We start from the raw sequence: 21,220 nt of genomic DNA on the forward strand, positions 1-21,220 counted from the left end.
CCGGGTCCACCGGCGTGTGCCCCCTGCTGATACGAGGACACGTTGACACAGCCGCAGCAGCCCGACGAGACCACGCCCGCGACGGGTTACGACGCGCAGAACATCACCGTTCTCGAGGGTCTCGAGGCCGTCCGCAAGCGCCCCGGCATGTACATCGGTTCGACCGGTGAGCGCGGCCTGCACCACCTGGTCTACGAGATCGTCGACAACTCCGTCGACGAGGCGCTCGCCGGCTACTGCGACCACATCGAGGTCACGCTGCTGGCCGACGGCGGGGTCCGCGTCGTCGACAACGGCCGCGGCATCCCGGTGGCGATCCACCCGACCGAGGGCAAGCCCACGCTCGAGGTCGTCATGACGATCCTGCACGCCGGCGGCAAGTTCGGCGGCGGCGGCTACGCGGTCTCCGGTGGTCTGCACGGCGTCGGCATGTCCGTGGTGAACGCGCTGTCCCACCGGATGGACTCGGTCGTCAAGCGCGACGGCTACACGTGGTCGCTGAGCTTCGAGAACGGCGGGAAGCCGATCGACGAGATCAAGCGCGGCGAGCCCACGAGCGAGACGGGGACCCAGCAGACGTTCTGGGCCGACCCGAGCATCTTCGAGACCACCACGTACGACTTCGAGACGCTGCGCGCGCGGTTCCAGCAGATGGCGTTCCTGAACAAGGGTCTGCAGATCTCCCTCACGGACGAGCGGCCCACCGGGGCCGACGTCGAGGACGAGGTCGCGGACGCCTCTGACGACGCGGCGGGGGCCCCCGGCGCCCCGAGCAGCGACACCCACCGCACGGTCACCTACCGCTACGACGGCGGTCTGATCGACTACGTCGCGCACCTGAACAGGTCCAAGAAGTCCGACGTGGTGCACGAGGAGATCATCAACTTCGAGGCCGAGGACACCGTGCGCACGATCTCGCTCGAGATCGCGATGCAGTGGACGACGTCGTACACCGACTCGGTCCACACCTACGCCAACACGATCAACACGTCCGAGGGCGGCACGCACGAGGAGGGTTTCCGCGCCGCGCTGACGACGCTGGTCAACCGCTACGCGCGCGACAAGAACATCCTGCGCGAGAAGGACGAGAACCTCACGGGTGAGGACATCCGCGAGGGCCTCACGTGCGTGATCTCGATCAAGCTCGGCGAGCCGCAGTTCGAGGGCCAGACCAAGACGAAGCTCGGCAACACCGAGGCGCGCACCTTCACGCAGAAGGTCGTCTTCGAGCAGCTCGGCGACTGGTTCGACTCCCACCCGGCCGAGGCCAAGGAGATCATCCGCAAGGCGATCCAGGCCTCGCAGGCCCGGATGGCCGCCCGCAAGGCTCGCGAGGCGACCCGCCGCAAGGGTCTCCTCGAGGGTGTCGGCATGCCCGGCAAGCTGCGCGACTGCTCCAGCCGCGACGCCTCGATCTCCGAGGTGTTCATCGTCGAGGGCGACTCGGCCGGCGGTTCCGCGGTCCAGGGCCGCGACCCGGCGACGCAGGCGATCATGCCGATCCGCGGCAAGATCCTGAACGTGGAGAAGGCGCGGCTGGACCGCGCCCTCGGCAACGCGGAGATCCAGGGGCTCATCTCGGCGTTCGGCACAGGCATCGGCGAGGACTTCGACCTCGCCAGGCTGAGGTACCACAAGATCGTGCTGATGGCCGATGCCGACGTCGACGGCCAGCATATCTGCACCCTCCTGCTGACGCTGCTGTTCCGCTACATGAAGCCGCTGGTCGAGCACGGGCACGTGTACCTCGCGGCGCCGCCGCTGTACAAGCTCAAGTGGACGAACGCGCCGCACGGCTACGCCTACTCCGACCGCGAGCGCGACGCGCTGCTGCAGGTCGGCCGCGAGGCCGGGCACCGTCTGCCCAAGGACGGCGGCATCCAGCGCTACAAGGGCCTCGGCGAGATGAACTACAGCGAGCTGTGGGAGACGACGATGGACCCCGAGACCCGCATCCTCAAGCAGGTGACGATCGGCGAGGCCGCCATGGCCGACGAGATCTTCTCCATCCTCATGGGCGAGGACGTCGAGTCGCGCCGCTCCTTCATCCAGCGCAACGCGCGGGACGTGAGATTCCTCGACATCTGATCGAGCACCTCGAAGGCCCGCAGACCGGCGCACCGCACGCGCCACGGAGAACAGGACAGACGTGACCCAGCCCCCCAGCGACGACAACGGCAGCATCGGACCCGACGACGGCTCCGCCCTGACGCCCGACGAGATCGGCGCGGTGCTCCACAACCACGGCCGGATCGAGCAGGTCGACCTCCAGCTGGAGATGCAGCGCAGCTACCTCGACTACGCGATGAGCGTCATCGTGGGCCGTGCGCTCCCCGAGGTGCGCGACGGGCTCAAGCCCGTGCACCGCCGCGTGCTCTACGCGATGTACGACGGCGGCTACCGCCCCGAGTCGGCGTTCTCCAAGTGCACCCGCGTCGTGGGTGAGGTCATGGGCAACTACCACCCCCACGGCGACTCCCCGATCTACGACACCCTCGTCCGCCTCGTGCAGCCGTGGACCATGCGCTACCCGCTCGTCGCCGGGCAGGGCAACTTCGGTTCCGCCGGTGACGACTCCGCGGCCGCGCCCCGGTACACGGAGTGCAAGCTCGCACCGCTGGCCATGGAGATGGTCCGCGACATCGACAAGAACACCGTCAACTTCGGTGACAACTACGACGGCCGCACCCGCGAGCCGCTGGTCCTGCCCGCGCGGTTCCCGAACCTGCTGGTCAACGGCAGCGCGGGCATCGCCGTCGGCATGGCCACGAACATCCCCCCGCACAACCTGCGCGAGGTCGCGTCGGGTGCGCAGTGGTTCCTCGAGAATCCGGACGCGTCCAACAACGAGCTCCTGGCCGCGCTCCTCATGCGCATCAAGGGCCCGGACTTCCCCACGGGCGCGACGATCCTCGGTGTCAAGGGCATCGAGGACGCCTACCGCACGGGCCGCGGCTCGATCACGATGCGCGCCGTCGTGGAGGTCGAGGAGCTCCAGAACCGCCAGTGCCTGGTGGTCACCGAGCTGCCGTACCAGGTCAACCCCGACCGCCTCGCGGCCAAGATCGCGGACCTCGTGCGGGACGGCAAGATCTCGGGCATCGCCGACCTGCGCGACGAGACCTCCGGCCGCGCCGGCCAGCGCCTCGTCATCGTGCTCAAGCGCGACGCCGTCGCCAAGGTCGTGCTGAACAACCTCTACAAGCACACGCAGCTGCAGGAGACGTTCGGCGCGAACATGCTGGCGCTCGTCGACGGCGTGCCCCGCACCCTCAGCCTCGACGCGTTCATCCGCCACTGGGTCGACCACCAGATCGAGGTCATCGTCCGGCGCACGCAGTACCTGCTCGACGCCGCCGAGAAGCGCATCCACATCCTGCGCGGTCTGCTCAAGGCGCTCGACGCGCTGGACGAGGTCATCGCGCTCATCCGTCGCTCGCCGTCGGCCGAGGAGGCCCGCGGCGGCCTGATGGACCTGCTCACGATCGACGAGATCCAGGCCACGGCCATCCTCGACATGCAGCTGCGTCGTCTCGCGGCCCTGGAGCGGGCCCGCATCCTGTCGGACTTCCAGGCCATCGAGGCCGAGATCATCGAGTACCACAGCATCCTCGCGAGCCCGGAGCGCCAGCGCCGGATCATCTCGGAGGAGCTCGGCGCGATCGTCGAGAAGTTCGGCGACGAGCGGCGCTCGACGATCCTGCCCTACGGCGGAGACGTGGACGTCGAGGACCTCATCCCGATCGAGGACATCGTCGTGACCATCACGCGCGGCGGCTACGCCAAGCGGACGCGCACGGACGCCTACCGGGCGCAGCGTCGCGGCGGCAAGGGCGTCAAGGGCGCCCAGCTGCGGGGCGACGACGTCGTGAACCACTTCTTCGTCACGACGACGCACGACTGGCTCCTCTTCTTCACCAACCTCGGCCGCGTCTACCGCGCCAAGGGCTACGAGCTGCCCGAGGGCGGCCGTGACGCCAAGGGCCAGCACGTGGCGAACATGCTCGCGTTCCAGCCGGGCGAGGAGATCGCGCAGGTCCTCACGATCAAGAACTACGCCTCGGCGGAGCACCTCGTGCTCGCCACGAAGCGCGGACTCGTGAAGAAGACGCGCCTGACGGAGTACGACTCCACGCGCTCCGGCGGCGTCATCGCGATCAACCTGCGCACCGACGGCGAGGGTGAGATCGACGAGGTCGTGGCGGCCGTCCTGGCCAACTCCGACGACGATCTGCTGCTCGTCTCGCGCGGCGGCCAGTCGATCCGGTTCACGGCGAGCGACGACGCGCTGCGTCCGATGTCGCGTGCCACGTCGGGTGTCACCGGCATGAAGTTCCGCGAGGACGACGAGCTGCTCTCGCTCGACGTCGTGCGCGAGGGCGCCGCGCTGTTCACGGTCACCGACGGCGGCTTCGCCAAGCGGACGCTGCTGTCGGAGTACCGGGTGCAGGGCCGGGGCGGCCTCGGCATCAAGGTGGCCAACGTGGTCGAGTCGCGCGGCCACCTGGTCGGCGCGCTCGTCACGGACGAGCTCGACGAGGTCCTCGTGATCATGGAGCGCGGCAAGGTCGTGCGCTCCGCCGTCGGCGAGGTCAACCTGACAGGCCGCAACACCCAGGGCGTCACGTTCGCCAAGCCCGACAAGAACGACCGGATCATCGCCGTCGCGCTCGGTGAGCGCGCGGCGGAGGTCGCGATCGCCGTCGGAGACGAGTCGGGGGGTGACGGTGAGGATTCCGTGGAGGGTGCCGCCGGCGCCACCCCGGAGGTTCCGTCTGCCGACGCCGATGCCGTAGCGTCGCGGGAGGCCGACCGTGACGAGGACTCCTCGAGCACCGACGAGCCCGACGCCGACGAGCACGAGGATGGGACCAGATGAGTCAGCCGAAGTCGTCCCGCCCCACCGCGGGCTCCGGCAGGACCGGATCCGGCGGTACCGGCACCGGTAGCGGTCAGGGTCCTGTCCGCACCTCCGCCATCAAGACCGTGCGCCAGGGCGGCCCCGCCACGGCGACCGTCGAGAAGGACACCACCTCGGGTGGGCACGACGTCCCGGCGTCGATCCCGCCCCGGGGCGGGACGTCCACCGGTGGTTCGCCGACCTCCGACGCCGGCGCCACGACCGCGTCGTCGACGTCGTCCGCCCCGCGGCCCGTCGCCGGTCCGCGCCGCGTGCGCCTCTCGGTCTCGCGCGTGGACCCGTGGTCGGTCATGAAGCTGGGCTTCCTGCTCTCGGTCGCGCTCGGCATCATGACGGTCGTCGCGGCCGCCGTCGCGTGGCAGGTGCTGGACTCCATGGGCGTGTTCGCCGACCTGCAGTCGCTCGTGACGGACCTCGGCGCCATCGAGCAGTTCGGCCCGATCCTCGAGTACCTGCGCCTGAACAACATCATGTCGATCGCCGTCGTGGTGGCCGTGGTGAACGTGGCCCTGGTGACCGCGCTCGCGACCCTGTTCGCGTTCCTCTACAACATCGTGGCCGCGCTGGTCGGCGGCCTGCACATGACGCTGACGGACGACTGAGTCCCCAGCCACCGTTTTGGTCGGGAGCCCTCTCGTGGGGTAGTCTCGACCGGCGCGTGAGGGAGACGAGAGTCCCCCGGAAGCGCGCCTCGGGCCTATAGCTCAGTTGGTTAGAGCGCTTCACTGATAATGAAGAGGTCCCGCGTTCAAGTCGCGGTAGGCCCACCGAAACACCCTGGAGGATCACGATGAAGAAGCTCCTCGTGCTCGGCGTGATCGCCAGCCTCGGATACCTCGTGTGGCGTGAGATCGCGGCCGAGAAGGCCGAGCGTGACCTCTGGGAGGAGATCACGGATCCGCTCGAGGTGTGACGCTCGTGACTCGCGGTCGCTTCACGGCGTAGCGTGATCCACCACGTAGCGTGATCCACCACCCGGCCGGTCCGCTCGGATCGTCCACGGGGCCTTGGCGCAATTGGTAGCGCACCTGCTTTGCAAGCAGGGGGTTAGGGGTTCGAGTCCCCTAGGCTCCACCAGCTCTTTCGCCGCCAGGACCCCGACCCCTATCGTCGGGCGATGAGTCTGCGCGGATTCGCCACCCTGAACTTCTACGCCGACGACGTCCCGGCCGCGGTCGCCTGGTACACGTCGCTGCTGGGCATCGCGCCCTACTTCGAGCGGAACGGGCCCGACGGCTCGCTCGCCTACGCGGAGTTCCGCGTCGGCGACCTGGAGGCCGAGCTCGGGATCATCTCCTCCGCCTGGCGGCGACCCGACGCCGCCCGCACCCCGGGTGGCGCCGTCATGCACTGGGCGGTCGACGACCTCGAGGCCACGGTCGCCCGACTGCGCGAGCTGGGCGCCACGGAGTGGGAGCCGATCACGCACCGCGGTGAGGGTTTCACGACGGCGTCGGTGCTCGATCCGTTCGGCAACGTGCTGGGTGTCATGACCAACCCGCACTACGTCGAGCGGGTCTCCGGGTCCGCGACGCGCTGACCGGTCTCCGACGCGGCCGGCTCGGCACGCTCGGCGTCCAGCTCCGCGTTGAGGATGCCGCCGAGCAGCACCACGATGCTGCCGAGCCACAGCCACAGCACGCCGGCCAGCACGAGGCTGAGCATCTGGCCCGCGGCCTGCACGACGGCGGCGGCACCGGCGTCGGACGCGACGACGTCGGGCGCCGCGAGCCGCACGTAGAGCATGAAGCCCGACGACACGAGCAGCAGCCCGAGCGACCCGACGACGGCGCCGGGCACGCACTGCCGCCACGTCTGCCGCACGTTCGGGGCGTAGCGGTACAGCAGGGTGAGGAAGGCCAGGCCGATCGCGAACGCCACCGGCCAGCGCAGGGCGTCCCACGAGACGCGGAACGCGTCGCCGAGCCCGAGGTTCTCGGCGATCGTGGCACCGTCACCGAGCAGCGGGCCGACCACGACCAGCAGCGTCACCGTCACCAGGGTGACCAGGGCCCCGAGCGTGAAGAGCAGCCCGAGGGCGAGCTGGGCGACGACGTTGCGTCGGGCCTCGACCCGGTAGGCGTCGTCCAGCGCGCGCACCGCGGCGCGGAACACGCGGCTGGCGAGGAACAGCGTGACGGCCAGGGCCCCGACGGCGAAGCCCGTGCGCTCCTCGCTCAGCAGGCCGTCGACGAGCGGTGCGAGCACGTTGCTCGCGACCTGCTCGGCGAAGATCGAGGTCAGTGCATCGACGATGGCGGTGCGGATCTCGGTCACCTGCGCATCTCCGAGGAGCGGGCGCAGGAACCCCAGGCTCGAGCCGAGCGCCGTCGCGATCGGCACGAGCGAGATCAGCGCGTAGTAGCTCATCTCGGCGGCGAGTCCGGTCACGCGCACGTCGCCCGCCCGCAGCACCGAGCGGGTGCTCAGCGCCACGGGGTTCAACCCGCGAACGCGCGGCCCGAACGTGTCCGCACGGTGCTCGACCCGCTCGCGGATCGTCGGACCCTCCGGACGACGCTCCTGCCAGCGCCGCAGCGGCCGCAGCACGACGTCGACGATCACCCCGCCCACGAGGACGGCGAACGCCCCTGCGGCGGCCGCCGCAGCCACGGCGCCGAGCGTGCGCCCGAGGCTCGGCGGCTGTTCCGCCAGCACCAGGGTCACGACGGCGACCCCCACCGCCACGAGCATCGTCGAGGCGGGCGGCGGCATCCGGTCGTGCACCCACCGGACCCGACGCGCGAGGACGGCGACCACCAGACCGACGACGACGGAGGTGGCGAGCACGGATCTCCTCGGACGGCGGTAAGGCGAACGGGGCGGGCCGCGCCCGGTGGGGCGTGCCCACCCCGTTCGGGTGGTGCGAGCTTCAGCGACTGAGCGCTGCGATCACTCCTGCGTGGTGTCCTCGCGGGAGTCGACCTCGCCCTCGGTGTCGCCGGCACGACGGCGCGCGCGCGGCTTCGGCTTCGGCGTGCCGCCGGCCTCGTCGTCGCCCCACTGGCCCTCGGCGTTGACCGGCTTCTCGGCCCCGTCGGAGCCGGAGTCGACGGCGTCGGTGACCTTGTCCTTGACGTCGGACGCGGCCTCCTTCACGCCCGAGGCGGCCTCGTGCAGCGCCGCCTCCGCCTCCTCGACGACCGAGGTGCCCTCGACGTCCTCGTCGGAGTCGGCGACGGCGTCGACCAGCGCCTCCACCACGGACTCGTCCGAGGCGTCGGGGGCCGAGGCGGCCACGGCGGACGCCGAGGCGCCGTCGTCGTCGCTCGCGACGTCCTCCCAGTACTCCTCCGCCCACGGGTCGTCCAGCGGCTGGGTACGGCGCCACACGAGGTAGCCGGCGGCCGCGGCGGCCGCACCGGCGGCGATCCACCCGATCGTCTTGCCGACGCTCGAGGACGACCTGCCGACCTCGACCTTGCCGGCCTTCTCGGAGACGGCGTGCGCCGCCTTGTCGGTCGCCTTGACCAGCTTGCTGGCCGCGGTGTCGACGCCCTTGGCGGCGACGCTCCCGGCGTTCTCGCTCGCGTCGGCGGCAGCCTTGGCGGCGTCCTGCATCGCCGCGACCACGCGCGGGATGATGACGTCGACCAGCGCGTCGTGCGCGGAGTCGGTGGCGCCCTTGGCCTTCACGGCGGCGACGTCGGTCAGGTCGGACGCCTTGCCGGCGAACTCCTCGACCTTCGGTCCGGCGACCTTGACGCCGGCCTTCCACGCCTGCTCGACCCTGGGGGCGGCCCAGTCCTTGGCGGCCTCGACGTGCGGGGTCGCCCACTCCACGCCGTGCTCCGCGAGCGCCTTCGCCTGCTTGCTCGCCGCGACGACCTGCTCGCGGATCTCGTCGGGCTCGATGTTGACCTTGCGTCCCATGGGTGCTCCCTCGCTCTCCGGGGCGGGTGGCCACGGATCGGTGATGCCAGTCATTCCATACTGCCACCGTCGGCACGGCTGTGCAGCACCCTTGCCGGACACCCGCGCCCGATCGGTGGGACAATGGAGGTATGAACGCTGTCATCCACACGTCCGTCGGCGACATCACCGTCGAGCTGCTCCCCCACCACGCGCCCAAGACCGTGGCGAACTTCGTCGGCCTCGCCGACGGCTCCAAGGAGTGGACCGACCCCGCGACCGGCGCCAAGGCCGACCGTCCGCTCTACGACGGCACGATCTTCCACCGCGTCATCCCCAACTTCATGATCCAGGGCGGCGACCCGCTCGGCTCGGGCCGCGGCGGCCCCGGCTACTCCTTCGACGACGAGATCCACCCGGAGCTGTCCTTCCGCGAGACCTACCTCCTCGCCATGGCCAACGCCGGCAAGATCGCGGGCCGCGGCACCAACGGCTCGCAGTTCTTCATCACGACGGCGCCGACCACCCACCTCCAGGGCAAGCACACGATCTTCGGCAAGGTCACGGACGCGGCCAGCCGCGCCGTCGTCGACACGATCTCCGGCACGCGCACCGGCGCGGGCGACCGTCCGGTCGAGGACGTCGTCATCACCGGCATCGACATCACCGAGTAGCACCCGCACCACGCCGCAGTCCCCCACGTCGCCACGATGCAGAGGATCTCTCGACCATGAGCGGTTTCGGAGGCTACGGCTCGAGCCCCCACCCCGGCCAGGACCCCGTTCCCGGCCAGGGTGGGGGCTCGCCCTCGTTCGGCCAGGGTCAGGGGTACGGGCAGCAGCAGCCGTACGGGCAGTCGTTCGGGCAGCAGCAGCCCGGCTACGGCGCACCCGTGCCGCCGCAGCAGCCGGCGTACGGCGGAGGTGGCGCACCGACGTGTCCGCGACACCCCGACCGCGTCTCCTACGTCTCGTGCCAGCGGTGCGGGCGCCCCGCGTGCCCGGAGTGCCAGCGGTCCGCGACCGTCGGCATCCACTGCGTCGACTGCGCCGGGGCGGCCGCTCGCACGCGCCCCCAGGTGCGGACCGTGCTCGGCGGCGTCGACCGGGGCGGCCCGCCGGTCATCACTTACACGATCATGGCGATCTGCGTCGTGCTCGAGCTGCTGCGCTACCTCGCGCTCCCGCTTTACCAGGAGATCTACACCCAGCTCGTGTTCTGGCCCCCGTTCGCGGCGTCGGAGCCCTACCGGTTCCTGACGTCGACGGTCCTGCACGGCGGGATCATGCACCTCGCGTTCAACATGTACGCGCTGTTCATCGTCGGACGCGACCTCGAGCGCCTGCTCGGCCGCGCGCGCTACCTGACCCTGTACCTGCTCTCCGCCGTCGGCGGATCGGTCGTGTACCTGCTGATCCAGGGTCTCGACGCCGCCCCCGTCGTCGGCGCCTCGGGCGGCGTGTTCGGTCTCTTCGGAGCATTCGCGATCCTGCTGCGTCGGTTCGGCCGGGACCCGCGTCAGATCCTCGTGCTGATCGGCATCAACGCCGTGATCGGCTTCGTCCTGCCGGGCATCGCGTGGCAGGCGCACCTCGGCGGTCTGCTGGTGGGTGCCGGCCTCGCCGCCCTCTACGCCTACGTCCCGCGTGAGCGGGCGTGGCTCCACTGGGCCGGCAGCGGCGCCGTGCTCGCGCTGCTCGCGGGAGTGAGCGCCGCCGTTCTCCTCTGACGCCGCCGTCCGGCTGACCCGCACCTCGGCCGCCACCCGCAGCCAGCTGCTCCGCCGAGAACGGCGGGTGCTGCTCCGCGGCCACCGTCGAGCCGCAAGGGCCGTTCTCGGCGGAGTACCGCAGCGTCGGGAACGGCGGGTGCGGCTCGGGGAGCCCCGTCGAGCCGCGCGGAGCGTTCTCGGCGAGGGATGTCGGACCGTCGTCACCGGCTGTCCGTGAACGACACAGGTGTTGTTCTCCCCAGAGGTATCCACAGGCTGGGGACAGCCGTTCGGCCCAGTGCCATGACCTGCGGCGTCGTGCTCGGATCCGGCAAATGACACCGATGTAGTTCTCCACAGGGTTACCCACACGTGGGGACAACTCAGGGCCGGAACCGTCGTCGGTTCCGGCCCTGAGTGGGGTCGAGCGGGGGTGCTGCGTCGATGCAGCGGGGGTGGTCCGTCCGTCAGCGCCAGCGCATCGTCATGCCGAAGCCGACGAGGATGAAACCGAAGCCGACGGCGAGGTTCCAGCTCCCCAGCGGCGGGATCGGCAGGCGACCCTGGCTGATGTAGGTCACCACGACCCACACGAGGCCGAGGATCAGCAGCGCGATGAAGGTGGGCGCGAACCACGGCGGGTTCGGGCCCTCCTCGCGCGCGACGGGGGCGGGCTTGGGGGTGACCGGCTTCTTGCGGGACCGGGACTCGGGCACAACTACTCCTCGATCGGCGTGAGTGCAACGATCCAGGGTATCGGTCGCGGACCGTAAACTCTTCACCATCGCGTCAGACGGGGGAGGCATCGTGCGTCCAGGCAGCATCCGGACCCGCCTCCTGGGGCGCCCGTCCCTCACCGTCGCGCTCGTCGCCTTCGTCGCGGGCGTCCTGTTCGCCACCAGCGCCACGCTGTTCGCGGGGTTCGACGACGGCCGCCCCCGCGATCTCCGCTCCCTCGTCGCCGAGGAGAGCGAGCGGCTGACGGAGCGCAACGAGACGGTCGCCGAGCTCCGCGCCGAGGTCACCACGCTCCAGGAGAGCTTCGAGGTCGACGTCGCCGAGCCCGACGCGGACGTGCTCCTCGCGGTCGGGCAGGAGGAGGTGAGCGGCGAGGGCGTCGCGGTCACGCTCGCGGACGCCCCGGCGTCGTCCTCCTCCGACAACCCCGACGACCTCGTGGTGCACCAGCAGGACCTCCAGTCCGTGGTCAACGCGCTGTGGGCGGGGGGCGCCGACGCCGTCGCTGTGCAGGGTCAGCGCATCATCGCCACCAGCGCCGTGCGGTGCGTCGGCAACGTCCTCCTCCTGCACGGCCGCACCTACTCCCCGCCCTACGTGATCGAGGCGATCGGCGATCCGGAGTCGTTGACCGACGCCGTCGAGAGCGATCCCGGCGTCCGCCTCTTCCAGCAGTACGTCGACGCCTACGGGCTCGGTTTCTCCCTCACCCAGCAGACCGGCCTCGATCTGGACGCCTACACCGGCACGCGTACGCTCTCCTACGCGACCGCCGCCGAAGGGACACGATGACCACCGCCGAGATCGCCCCTCCCGTGCGGCACCGTCGACGCCGCTCGCGCGGTGGCGCGGGATCCGCGTTCGTCGGGTTCCTCGGGGAGCTCCTCATCACGGCGGGGCTCCTGCTCGGGCTGTTCGTGGCGTGGCAGCTGTGGTGGACCGACGTCGAGGCGGAGCAGCTGCAGACCTCCCTCTCCGAGACGCTCGACGCCGAGCTGCCGGACTCGCCCGCCGTCGTCGCGCCGCCGCAGGTCGACGAGCCCCCGCCCGTCGCCGAGGCGCCGCTGGACGCGACGACGTTCGCCCGCCTGTGGGTGCCGCGCTGGGACAGCGGGGACGACGCCTACCGCCGGACCATCTCCGAGGGCACCGACCGCGCGACCGTGCTGGACGTGCTCGGCATCGGGCACTACACCGACACCGCGATGCCGGGCGACATCGGCAACTTCGCGCTCGCCGGGCATCGACAGAGCCACGGCAAGCCGTTCTACGACATCCCCACGCTCGAGGTCGGCGACGACCTGGTGGTGGAGACGGCGGAGGCCTGGTACGTCTACAAGGTCACGGACAGCCTCATCGTGACGCCCAGCCAGACCGAGGTCATCGCCGCCAACCCCTCCGACCCGTCCGCCGCACCGACGGCGGCGTCGATCACCCTGACCACCTGCCACCCGCTGTTCTCGACGCGGGAGCGCTACATCGTGCACGGCACGCTGGACAGCTGGGTGCCGCGCGACGCCGGCCGTCCGGCCGAGCTCGGAGGAGAGGCCTGATGTACGGAGCGATCTGGCGGGTCCTGCCCGGCCCGACCTGGCTCAAGGCGATCGAGGCGCTGATCCTCGCCCTCGCCGTCGTGGCGGCGCTGTTCCTGTGGGTCTTCCCCGCGGTCGCGCCGCTGCTCCCGTTCGACCAGCAGACGGTGGAGTAGACCGCATGACAGATCTCCCGACCCACGGGGCCGCACCGCGGATCCTCGTCGTCGACAACTACGACAGCTTCGTCTACACGATCGTGGGCTACCTCGAGCAGCTCGGGGCCGAGACGACCGTGGTGCGCAACGACGCTCTCGCCGGCACGCCGGAGGAGCTCGCGGAGTTCGACGGCGTCCTGATCTCGCCCGGACCGGGGACGCCCGCCGGCGCCGGTGCGTCGATGGACGTGATCGCGGCGTGCGCCGTCACCGTCACCCCGATGCTCGGCGTCTGCCTCGGCCACCAGGCGCTCGCGGAGGTCTACGGCGGCGTCGTGACGCACTCGCAGGAGCTCATGCACGGCAAGACCTCCGCCGTTGCGCACGACGACGGCGGCCTGTTCGACGGACTGGCTGCACCCTTCACGGCGACCCGTTACCACTCGCTCGCCGTCGTCACCGAGACGGTGCCGGACGAGCTCGAGGTGACCGCGTGGACCGGCGGCGACGGCACGCCGCGCATCGTGATGGCGCTGTCGCACCGCGAGCTGCCGCTGCACGGCGTGCAGTTCCACCCCGAGTCGGTGCTCACCGAGGGCGGGCACCGGCTGTTCGCGAACTGGCTCGCGATGGTGGGCGACGACGGCGCCGTGGCGCGCAGCGAGGGCATGCGCCCGCTCGCGCCGCTCTGAGGGGCACGGAAAGTACCTCGCGAACGCCCGAAAGTGCCTCGCGAATGAGACAGGATGAACGACGAACGGCCCCGGGCTGGTGCCCGGGGCCGTTCGTCGTGGTGTGCAGAGGCGTCAGCCGCCGCCGTTCCCGTTGCCCGGGTTGCCGGGGTTGCCCGCACCGTTGCCGCGGCCGTTGTTGCCGGGCGTGGTAGGGGACGGGGACGTCGGCGGATCGGTCGGCGACGCGGTCTCGGTCGGCTCCGTCGCGAGCCAGACGGTGACCGTCGACCCGCGGGCGACCGCACCGTTCTCCGGCTCCCAGCGGGTCACGTCGTCGGGCTCCACGTCGCCGTTCGGCTCCTGCTGGAACGCTGCCACGAGGCTGACCTCGGCCAGCGCGGCCTCGGCCTCGGCCCGCGAGAGCCCCTCGAGGTTCGGCACCTCGACCTCGTCGGAGGCGACGTAGACCGTCACGACCGACAGGCGCTGGACCGAACCGGTCGGCTCCCACCGCGTGACCGTGCCGGCGGCGGCGGAGCCAGTCTCGTCGTCGACGAAGGTGGCGGTCAGGCCGACGTCGGCCAGACGCGTGCGGGCATCCTCGCGGTTCGTCCCCGTGAGGTCGGGAACGGCCACGTTGCCGGAGGCGACGTACACGGAGAAGTCGGCATCGGGAGCGGCCTGCTCACCCGCGGCCGGTTCGCTGCGCAGGACCGTGCCCGCGTTCGCCTGTCCCGTGGGGTCGTCCTCCTCCTCGATGGTGACGGCGACGTTCGAGAACCCGGCGTTCGTCAGCTCGGTGCGCGCCTGGGCCGCCGTCAGACCGACCAGGTCCGGCACCTCGAGCGAGTCCGGACCGGAGGAGACCGAGACCGTCACGGTCTGACCGGGCGCGATCGCCGTCCCGGCACCCGGGTTGCTGCTGATGACCTCACCGACCTCGACGTCGGCGCTCGCGGCCTGCTCGCTCGCGAAGACCAGACCGGCGTCCTCGATCGCGGTGCGCGCCTCGGCCTCGGTGCCTCCGACGACGTCGGGCACCGCCACGTTCTCCGGCGTCGTCTCGGTCGGGGTGGGCTCGGGCTCGTTCTCGCGCGCGTTGTTCACCGCGACGGCGACGATCCCGGCCACGAGCAGCACGGCCAGGATCGACAGGATCCAGATCCAGGCGCGGCCCTTGCGCGGCTCCTCCTCCGGCTCGACCGGCGGCAGGTTCGAGGACGTGGTCGCCGTCGGCGGGCCGGACATGACCGTGGTCGCGGCGGCGCGCGCCGCGGGGGTCCCGGTCGCCACGGTGGCAGCGTTGGCGGCCGCGATGACACCGACGGCGGGGGCGCCGACGACGCCGCCGCGCTGCGCCGCCTCGAGGTCGGCCCGGAACTCCTCGGCGCTCTGGTAGCGGACCGTGCGGTCCTTGGCCAGCGCCTTGAGCGTGATGCGGTCGAGCTCGTTCGGCACGTCGGGCGCGAGCGCGCTCGGCGTCGGCGGCTCCTCGCGCACGTGCTGGTAGGCGACGGCGACGGGCGAGTCGCCGATGAACGGCGGACGCCCCGTCAGCAGCTCGAACAGCAGCGCGCCGGTGGAGTAGACGTCGGAGCGCGCGTCCACGACCTCGCCGCGCGCCTGCTCGGGGGAGAGGTACTGCGCGGTGCCGACGACGGCCTGGGTCTGCGTCATGGTCGCGGCGGAGTCGGCCATCGCGCGAGCGATGCCGAAGTCCATCACCTTGACGTCGCCCGCCGTCGTGATCATGACGTTCGCGGGCTTGATGTCGCGGTGCACGATCCCGGCGTGGTGGGAGTACTCCAGCGCCGACAGGACGCCCGAGGTGATCTCCACGGCCTCGTCGAGCGGGAGCGCCGCCCCGTCGCGGATGAGCTCGCGCACGGTGTGGCCCTCGACGTACTCCATGACGATGAAGGGCAGGTGGTGCGGGACGCCGTCGCCACCGGTGTGCGTGTCCTCGCCCGTGTCGTACACCGACACGATCGCGGGGTGGTTCAGCGCCGCGGCCGACTGCGCCTCGCGCCGGAACCGCGCCTGGAACGTGGAGTCCTGCGCGAGGTCGGAGCGGAGCAGCTTGATGGCGACGCGGCGGGACAGCCGGTTGTCACGGCCGATGTGCACCTCGGCCATGCCGCCGCGGCCGATGAGCTCACCGACCTCGTACCGCCCGGCCAGAACCCGGGGAACCTGATCCACCACTAGAGAACCTCTCGACGTGTGAGAAGGACCGATGGGTCCGCCTCGTGCTGCCACCCGCGCCGCGGGAGCTCGGACCGGACCCGTGGGCCCGGCAGGACGGCAGCTGCGGCGAGGGCCGCCGCAGTGCCCAGATTAGCGAGGGTGAGGATCGTCAGCGTGACGAGCGCCGCGACCACCACGATGCCGACGGCGACGATCACCTGTCGGGCGGTGCTGGGGGCGCGACGACGGGAGCGCCGCTCGGGGGCCGGTGCCGGCGCGGGTGCTCCGCCGTCGTGCCGACCCGTGCGACCCGGCGCGTGCTGAGCGCCGCGCGTGGGACGCGGCCAGGCGCCCCGCACGCGCGCGGGGTCCCACGTGCCGGCGGCGAGCTCGGCGAGCAGCTCGCGCGCGCGCTCGGCGACGACGGCGGCGGACGCCGGACGGTCGGCCGGGTCCTTCTCGAGCATCGCCTCGACCAGGCGCGCCAGCGGGGCGTCGACGGTCGTGGGCAGGGGCGGGACGGGCTCGGTGACGTGCGCGAACGCGATGTCGACCTGCGTCGCGCCCGTGAAGGGGCGCCGTCCGGCGAGCGCCTCGTACGCGATGATTCCGAGCGCGTAGACGTCCCCGGCACCGGTCGCGGGCTTGCCCATCGCCTGCTCGGGCGGCAGGTACTGCGCCGTGCCCATGACCATGCCGGCGTCCGTCATCGGGGCCTGGTTCTCGCCGATGGAGATGCCGAAGTCGGTGAGCTTGACCCGGCCCTGCGCGGTCAGCAGCAGGTTGCCCGGCTTGATGTCGCGGTGCACGACGCCGGCGGCGTGCGCGGCCGCGAGCGCGTCGGCGGTCTGGGCGAGGACGTCGAGCAGCGTGCGCGGGCTGAGCGTCCCCTGCCGCCGCAGCACCTGCGACAGCGTCTCGCCCTCGACGAGCTCCATCACGAGGTAGCCGAGGCCTCCGACGACACCGGCGTCGTAGGTGCGCGCGATGCCGGGGTGCTCGAGGTTGCGCGAGTTGCGGGCCTCGGCGGCGATGCGGTCGAGGAAGAGCTTCTCGCCGGCGAACTCCGGACGCATCACCTTGGCCGCGAAGCGCTCGCCGCTGCCGATCTCGGTGGCCGACCAGACCTCGCCCATGCCGCCGATGGCGAGGCGCTCGTCGAGCTCGTAGCGGCCGTCCAGCACGACCCCGCTGCGCGGCGTCATCGCAGACCCGCCTCGAGGACGGCCTTGGCCACGGGGGCGGCGAGCTGCCCGCCGGAGTACTGCTCGCTGTTCGGGTCGGCGCCGTTGACGAGCACGACCGCGACGGCGATCTGCGGGTCGTCAGCGGGAGCGAAGCCGGTGAACCACGCGTGCGGGAAGTCGCGCGAGGTGCCCTCGTTGATGCCGGTCTGCGACGTGCCGGTCTTCCCGGCCACGCGCACGCCGTCGATCTGGGCACGCCATCCTGTGCCGTTCTCGACGACGTTCACCATCATCTCCGTCATCTGGTCGGCGACCTCGGGGCTCACGGCCTCCGAGAGCGTGCTGGGTTCGGTCTCGGCCACGATCGAGAGGTCGGCGGCCCGCTCGGTGGCCTCGAGGTACGGCGTCATGAGCTCGCCGTCGTTCGCGATGCCGGCCGCGACCATGGCGATCTGCATGGGCGTGGTGCGCACGTCGAGCTGGCCGATCGCGGTCTGCCCGAGCTGGGCCTCGCTCTCGATGTCGCCCAGGCGGCTCGGCGTCACCGGCATCGGGACGGACAGCTCCTCGCCCCAGCCGAACGCCTCGGCCTGGTCGCGGATCGCCTGCTCGCCGAGCGTGATCGCGAGCTGCGAGAACGGCGTGTTGCACGACTTCTGCAGCGCGAGCGTGAGCGTGGCGGTCACGCCGTCGTCGCAGGTCTCGCCCGCCGGGTTGGAGATGGTCGAGCTCGAGCCCGGCAGGGTCAGCACGTCGGGCGCCGCCACGCGGGTGTCGGGCGCGTAGTCGCCCGTGGACAGGGCGGCCGCGAGGTCGATGAGCTTGAACGTCGACCCGGGCGCGTAGGTGTCACCGGCGATGGCGCGGTTGACCAGCGGGTCGCCGGGGGCGGCGAGCAGCTCCTGCCACGCCGTGTTGACGGCGGCCGTGTCGTGGCCCGCCAGCAGGTTCGGGTCGTAGCTCGGCGTCGAGACCATCGCGAGGATGGCACCCGTGCTGGGGTCCAGGGCGACGACGGCGCCCTCGCGGTCGCCGAGCGCGTCGAAGGCGGCCTGCTGCACGGCCGGGTCGATCGTCAGCTCGACCGAACCGCCGGACGGCTGGCGGCCCGTGATGAGGTCGCCGAGGCGCTGGCGCCACAGCGACGGCGCCGTGCCGTTGAGGACCGTGTTCGCCGACCGCTCGACGGCGGTCTGCCCGAACACGATCGAGCTGTAACCGGTGACGGGCGCGTAGAGCGGGCCGTTGGCGTAGGTCCGCAGGAAGGCGAAGGGGGTGTCCACCGCGACGGAGGAGGCGATGGGCTCGCCCGCGACCACGATCGGACCGCGCTCGCGGCCCTGCTCGCGGAAGGTCGCGCGCTGGTTGCGGGTGTCGGCGTTGAGGTCGCCGGCCTGGAAGACCTGGATCGACGTGATCGCCAGCATGAGGACGACGAACATGCCCATCACGACGAGGCTGATGCGGCGCAGCGGGGTGTTCACGCGCGAGCCACCCCCTCGCGGGGCGGGAGGGAGACGACGGCGACCGGCGTCGCCTCGACCGAGGCGCCCGGGCGGCGCGCGCCGTCGGACAGCCGCAGCAGCAGCGCCAGGATGATCCAGTTCGCGAGCAGCGAGGAGCCGCCGGCGGCGAGGAACGGCATCGTCAGCCCGGACAGCGGGATGACGCGGGTGGCGCCGCCGACGACCACGAAGCACTGCAGCGCCATCGTGAACGCGAGCCCGCAGGCCAGGAGCTTGCCGAAGCCGTCGCGGATGCCGATGGCGGTGCGCAGCCCGCGCAGCACGAGGATCACGTACAGCATCAGGACCGCGAGGATCCCGACGAGGCCGATCTCCTCGGCGATCGACGGCATGATCATGTCCGCGTTGGCGGAGTAGGTCAGCCAGGGGTAGCCCTCTCCCCAGCCGGTGCCGAACAGGCCGCCGTTGGCCATGCCGAACAGGCCGGAGACGATCTGGCCGGAGCCGCCGGGGTCGCGGTTGTAGATCTCGGGGTCGAGCGCGTGCAGCCAGACGTCGAACCGTGCCTGCACGTAGCCGACGTTCATCGCCACCAGCGCGACCCCGCCGAGGGACAGCAGCCCGCCGATGACGACCCAGCTGAGGCGTTCCGTAGCGACGTAGAGCATGGCGATGAACAGGCCGAACAGCAGGATCGAGGTGCCGAGCTCGCGCTGGCTCAGCAGCACGCCCACGCTGACGGCCCACGCCAGCAGGATGGGGCCGAGGTCGCGCGGGCGGGGCAGCGAGATCCCGAGCACCTTGCGGCCCGCGAGCGTGAGGGTGTCGCGGTGCGTGACGAGGTAGCCGGCGAAGAAGACCGCGAAGCAGATCTTGGCGAGCTCGGCGGGCTGGAGCGTGAACGGACCGACGCCGACCCAGAGCCGCGAACCGTTGATGGTCCGACCGATGCCGGGGAGCATCGGCAGGAGCAGCAGCCCGACGCCGGCGATCAGCGCCGTCCACGTGTAGCGGCGCAGCGTGCGGTGGTCGCGCAGCGCGATCAGGACCACGAGCGCCGCGACGGTGCCGACGACCACCCACATCATCTGCCGCGACGGGTCGACGTCCCACGAGCGCGTCCGCCCCTGCAGCCCGAGGTGCACGCGCGCGATCATCGCCAGGCCGATGCCGTTCAGCGCGATGACGATCGGCAGCATGACCTGGTCGGCGTAGGGCGCCCGCCAGCGCAGCACCAGGTGGACGAGCAGCCCGACGCCGGCGAGCAGCCCGGCGAACATCAGCAGGTCCGACGGCGGTGCGCCGCCCGTGGCCAGCCCGACCTGCAGGTAGGCGTAGACCCCGACCCCGACGGCGGGGACCAGGAGGGCCAGCTCGCGCCAGCGGCTCCGGGACGGGGTGAGCGCCTGGATGGTGGCCATCAGCTCGTCGGGCTCGGGGCGGGGGTGGTGGGCGTGGCCGGGGTGCTGGGGTCGCTCGGGGTGCCGGGCGACGCCGACTCGCTCGGCGCGTCGGTGGCGCCGGCGTCGTCGGTCGGCTCGTCCGCCGTCGTGCGCTGCGCGCGCAGGCTCTCGACGAGCTCCTCGGCGTCGGTGAGCGAACCGCTCTCGGGCGTGATGCCCTGCGCGAGCCGGTCCTGCGCGAACGCCGGCAGCTCGTCCACGCGCAGGTCGGTCGTGTCCTCGACGCTGCTGAGGGTCAGGGGTCCGACGTTCTGCGGGATGCCGCGGTAGATCGCGACGAACTCGCCGGAGGCGGCGACGTAGTGCTGCGTCTGGGTCCAGCGGTACCCGGAGACGCCCGCGGCCACGAGCGCGATGAGCAGCGCCAGCGTGGTGATGATCGCCCCGGTGCGACGACGGCGCGGCTTGGCTCCGCCGTCGTCCTCCGACCCTGTGCCACCGTCGGTGTCGTCGTCGCTCGACCCGACGCCGGTCGCGGCGGCCGAGGTCAGGGCGGCGGCGCGCGCCGCGGCCCCCGAACCACCCTTGGTCGGGCGCTTCCAGTGGGCGGCGGCCGAGCCGACGACCTGCGGGGAGGTGTCGGGGGCGGCGCCGTCGGCCAGCGTGTCGATCTCGACCACGTCGGCCACCACCGCGGTGATGTTGTCCGGGCCACCGGCGCGCAGCGCGAGGTCGACGAGCTGGTCGGCGCACTCGCCGGGGTCGGCGACCTCGGTCAGCGTCTCGACGATGGTGTCGTGGCTGACGAAGGAGGAGACGCCGTCGGAGCAGAGCAGGAACCGCTCGCCCGCGTGCAGCTCGCGCACGGACTCGTCGAGCTCGACGCCGAGGTCGTGGTCGCCGAGCACGCGCAGGATGACCGAGCGGTGCGGGTGGTTCTCGGCCTCCTCGGGCTCGAGCTGGCCCGACTCCACGAGGTGCTGCACGTAGGTGTGGTCGGTCGTGAGACGCGTGACCTCGCCGTCGCGCACGAGGTAGGCGCGCGAGTCGCCGATGTGGATGAGCGCGAGCTTCTTGCCGGTGCGCAGCGCGGCGATCAGCGTGGTCCCGAGCCCGGCCAGCTCGGGGTTGTCCAGCGCGCGCGAACGCAGCTCGCTGTGGGCCTCGACGACGGCGTTGCGCAGCAGCGCGAGCATGTCGCCCGTGTGGGACTCACCGTCCAGCGGCGCGAGGTGGGCGATCGCGATCGAGGACGCGATGTCGCCACCGGCGGGGCCGCCCATGCCGTCGGCGAGCACCAGCAGGTGCGGTCCGGCGTACCCGGAGTCCTGGTTGCTCGAGCGGATGAGGCCGACGTCGGAGCGCGCCGCGTAGCGGAAGGCGAGGGTCAC

Annotated in this window: 19 protein-coding genes and 2 tRNA genes; 13 read left to right on the forward strand and 8 right to left on the reverse strand. The window is 71.6% G+C overall.

Annotation, left to right across the window (positions count from 1 at the left end):
• The first annotated feature begins 42 nt into the window (after positions 1-42).
• The 7 genes from gyrB to SERN_RS05305 all read left to right on the forward strand — a co-directional run bounded on the left by gyrB (position 43) and on the right by SERN_RS05305 (position 6,461).
• Positions 43-2,088, forward strand: coding sequence for a DNA topoisomerase (ATP-hydrolyzing) subunit B (gene gyrB / locus SERN_RS05280; RefSeq protein WP_135849109.1), 2,046 nt, complete (start codon positions 43-45; stop codon positions 2,086-2,088).
• A gap of 118 nt (positions 2,089-2,206) precedes the next feature.
• The gene (gene gyrA / locus SERN_RS05285) at positions 2,207-4,879 is read left to right on the forward strand and encodes a DNA gyrase subunit A (RefSeq protein ID WP_233251574.1); all 2,673 of its coding nucleotides are present in this window, start codon (positions 2,207-2,209) and stop codon (positions 4,877-4,879) included.
• A complete protein-coding gene (locus SERN_RS05290) occupies positions 4,876-5,523 on the forward strand; it encodes a DUF3566 domain-containing protein (protein WP_135849110.1) in 648 nt (215 codons plus the stop codon). The genes gyrA and SERN_RS05290 overlap by 4 nt, the downstream gene beginning before the upstream one ends.
• Before the next feature lie 91 nt (positions 5,524-5,614).
• A tRNA-Ile gene (locus tag SERN_RS05295) sits at positions 5,615-5,688 on the forward strand.
• Between the two features lie 23 nt (positions 5,689-5,711).
• Positions 5,712-5,834, forward strand: coding sequence for a DLW-39 family protein (locus tag SERN_RS15720; RefSeq protein WP_233251494.1), 123 nt, complete (start codon positions 5,712-5,714; stop codon positions 5,832-5,834).
• An 88-nt stretch (positions 5,835-5,922) separates the two neighbouring features.
• Positions 5,923-5,998 (forward strand) — tRNA-Ala (locus SERN_RS05300).
• Between the two features lie 40 nt (positions 5,999-6,038).
• Positions 6,039-6,461, forward strand: a complete 423-nt coding sequence (locus SERN_RS05305; protein WP_135849111.1) for a VOC family protein — start codon at positions 6,039-6,041, stop codon at positions 6,459-6,461.
• On the opposite strand, the gene SERN_RS05310 is transcribed toward SERN_RS05305, so the two are convergent.
• Positions 6,425-7,711 carry a YihY/virulence factor BrkB family protein gene (locus tag SERN_RS05310; protein WP_135849112.1) on the reverse strand — a complete coding sequence of 429 codons (1,287 nt, stop codon included), beginning with the start codon at positions 7,709-7,711 and terminating at the stop codon, positions 6,425-6,427. The two genes, SERN_RS05305 and SERN_RS05310, sit on opposite strands and share 37 nt — an antisense overlap.
• Before the next feature lie 102 nt (positions 7,712-7,813).
• A complete protein-coding gene (locus SERN_RS05315; RefSeq protein ID WP_135849113.1) occupies positions 7,814-8,794 on the reverse strand; it encodes a hypothetical protein in 981 nt (326 codons plus the stop codon).
• 131 nt (positions 8,795-8,925) lie between these two features.
• Between SERN_RS05315 and SERN_RS05320 the strand changes: the two genes are divergently transcribed.
• Together SERN_RS05320 and SERN_RS05325 are read left to right on the forward strand one after the other, a co-directional pair.
• Complete coding sequence (locus SERN_RS05320) at positions 8,926-9,447, forward strand: peptidylprolyl isomerase (protein ID WP_135849114.1); 522 nt, start codon at positions 8,926-8,928, stop codon at positions 9,445-9,447.
• 56 nt (positions 9,448-9,503) lie between these two features.
• Positions 9,504-10,502: a rhomboid family intramembrane serine protease gene (locus SERN_RS05325; protein ID WP_135849115.1), complete on the forward strand. Its 999-nt coding sequence runs from the start codon at positions 9,504-9,506 to the stop codon at positions 10,500-10,502.
• Positions 10,503-10,951: 449 nt separating this feature from the next.
• Here the strand turns inward: SERN_RS05325 and SERN_RS05330 are convergent, their stop codons facing one another.
• A complete protein-coding gene (locus SERN_RS05330; protein WP_135849116.1) occupies positions 10,952-11,200 on the reverse strand; it encodes a cell division protein CrgA in 249 nt (82 codons plus the stop codon).
• Positions 11,201-11,291: 91 nt separating this feature from the next.
• Between SERN_RS05330 and SERN_RS05335 the strand changes: the two genes are divergently transcribed.
• From SERN_RS05335 to SERN_RS05345, 4 genes are read left to right on the forward strand one after another with little or no spacing between them, the layout of a single operon-like run.
• Positions 11,292-12,014 (forward strand): DUF881 domain-containing protein, encoded by a 723-nt coding sequence (locus SERN_RS05335; protein ID WP_233251495.1) that lies wholly within the window; start codon positions 11,292-11,294, stop codon positions 12,012-12,014.
• Positions 12,011-12,775, forward strand: a complete 765-nt coding sequence (locus tag SERN_RS05340) for a class E sortase (protein WP_135849117.1) — start codon at positions 12,011-12,013, stop codon at positions 12,773-12,775. Before SERN_RS05335 ends, SERN_RS05340 begins: the two co-directional genes overlap by 4 nt.
• On the forward strand, positions 12,775-12,930 hold the full coding sequence (locus SERN_RS15480) for a hypothetical protein (RefSeq protein ID WP_199241518.1): 156 nt from the start codon (positions 12,775-12,777) through the stop codon (positions 12,928-12,930). Before SERN_RS05340 ends, SERN_RS15480 begins: the two co-directional genes overlap by 1 nt.
• A 5-nt stretch (positions 12,931-12,935) precedes the next feature.
• Entirely contained in the window at positions 12,936-13,604 is a 669-nt protein-coding gene (locus tag SERN_RS05345; RefSeq protein ID WP_135849118.1) for an anthranilate synthase component II, read from the forward strand.
• A 114-nt stretch (positions 13,605-13,718) separates the two neighbouring features.
• Here the strand turns inward: SERN_RS05345 and pknB are convergent, their stop codons facing one another.
• The 5 genes from pknB to SERN_RS05370 are packed head-to-tail and all read right to left on the reverse strand — an operon-like array spanning position 13,719 to position 21,220.
• Positions 13,719-15,791, reverse strand: a complete 2,073-nt coding sequence (gene pknB, locus SERN_RS05350; protein ID WP_135849119.1) for a Stk1 family PASTA domain-containing Ser/Thr kinase — start codon at positions 15,789-15,791, stop codon at positions 13,719-13,721.
• A complete protein-coding gene (locus SERN_RS05355) occupies positions 15,791-16,978 on the reverse strand; it encodes a serine/threonine-protein kinase (RefSeq protein ID WP_135849120.1) in 1,188 nt (395 codons plus the stop codon). The genes pknB and SERN_RS05355 overlap by 1 nt, the downstream gene beginning before the upstream one ends.
• Positions 16,975-18,444, reverse strand: coding sequence for a peptidoglycan D,D-transpeptidase FtsI family protein (locus tag SERN_RS05360; RefSeq protein WP_135849121.1), 1,470 nt, complete (start codon positions 18,442-18,444; stop codon positions 16,975-16,977). The genes SERN_RS05355 and SERN_RS05360 overlap by 4 nt, the downstream gene beginning before the upstream one ends.
• The gene (locus SERN_RS05365; RefSeq protein WP_135849122.1) at positions 18,441-19,847 is read right to left on the reverse strand and encodes an FtsW/RodA/SpoVE family cell cycle protein; all 1,407 of its coding nucleotides are present in this window, start codon (positions 19,845-19,847) and stop codon (positions 18,441-18,443) included. The genes SERN_RS05360 and SERN_RS05365 overlap by 4 nt, the downstream gene beginning before the upstream one ends.
• On the reverse strand, positions 19,847-21,220 hold the full coding sequence (locus SERN_RS05370) for a PP2C family protein-serine/threonine phosphatase (protein ID WP_135849123.1): 1,374 nt from the start codon (positions 21,218-21,220) through the stop codon (positions 19,847-19,849). Before SERN_RS05370 ends, SERN_RS05365 begins: the two co-directional genes overlap by 1 nt.

Origin of the sequence: Serinibacter arcticus (genome assembly GCF_004786095.1) — a bacterium.
GTDB lineage: Bacteria > Actinomycetota > Actinomycetes > Actinomycetales > Beutenbergiaceae > Litorihabitans > Litorihabitans arcticus.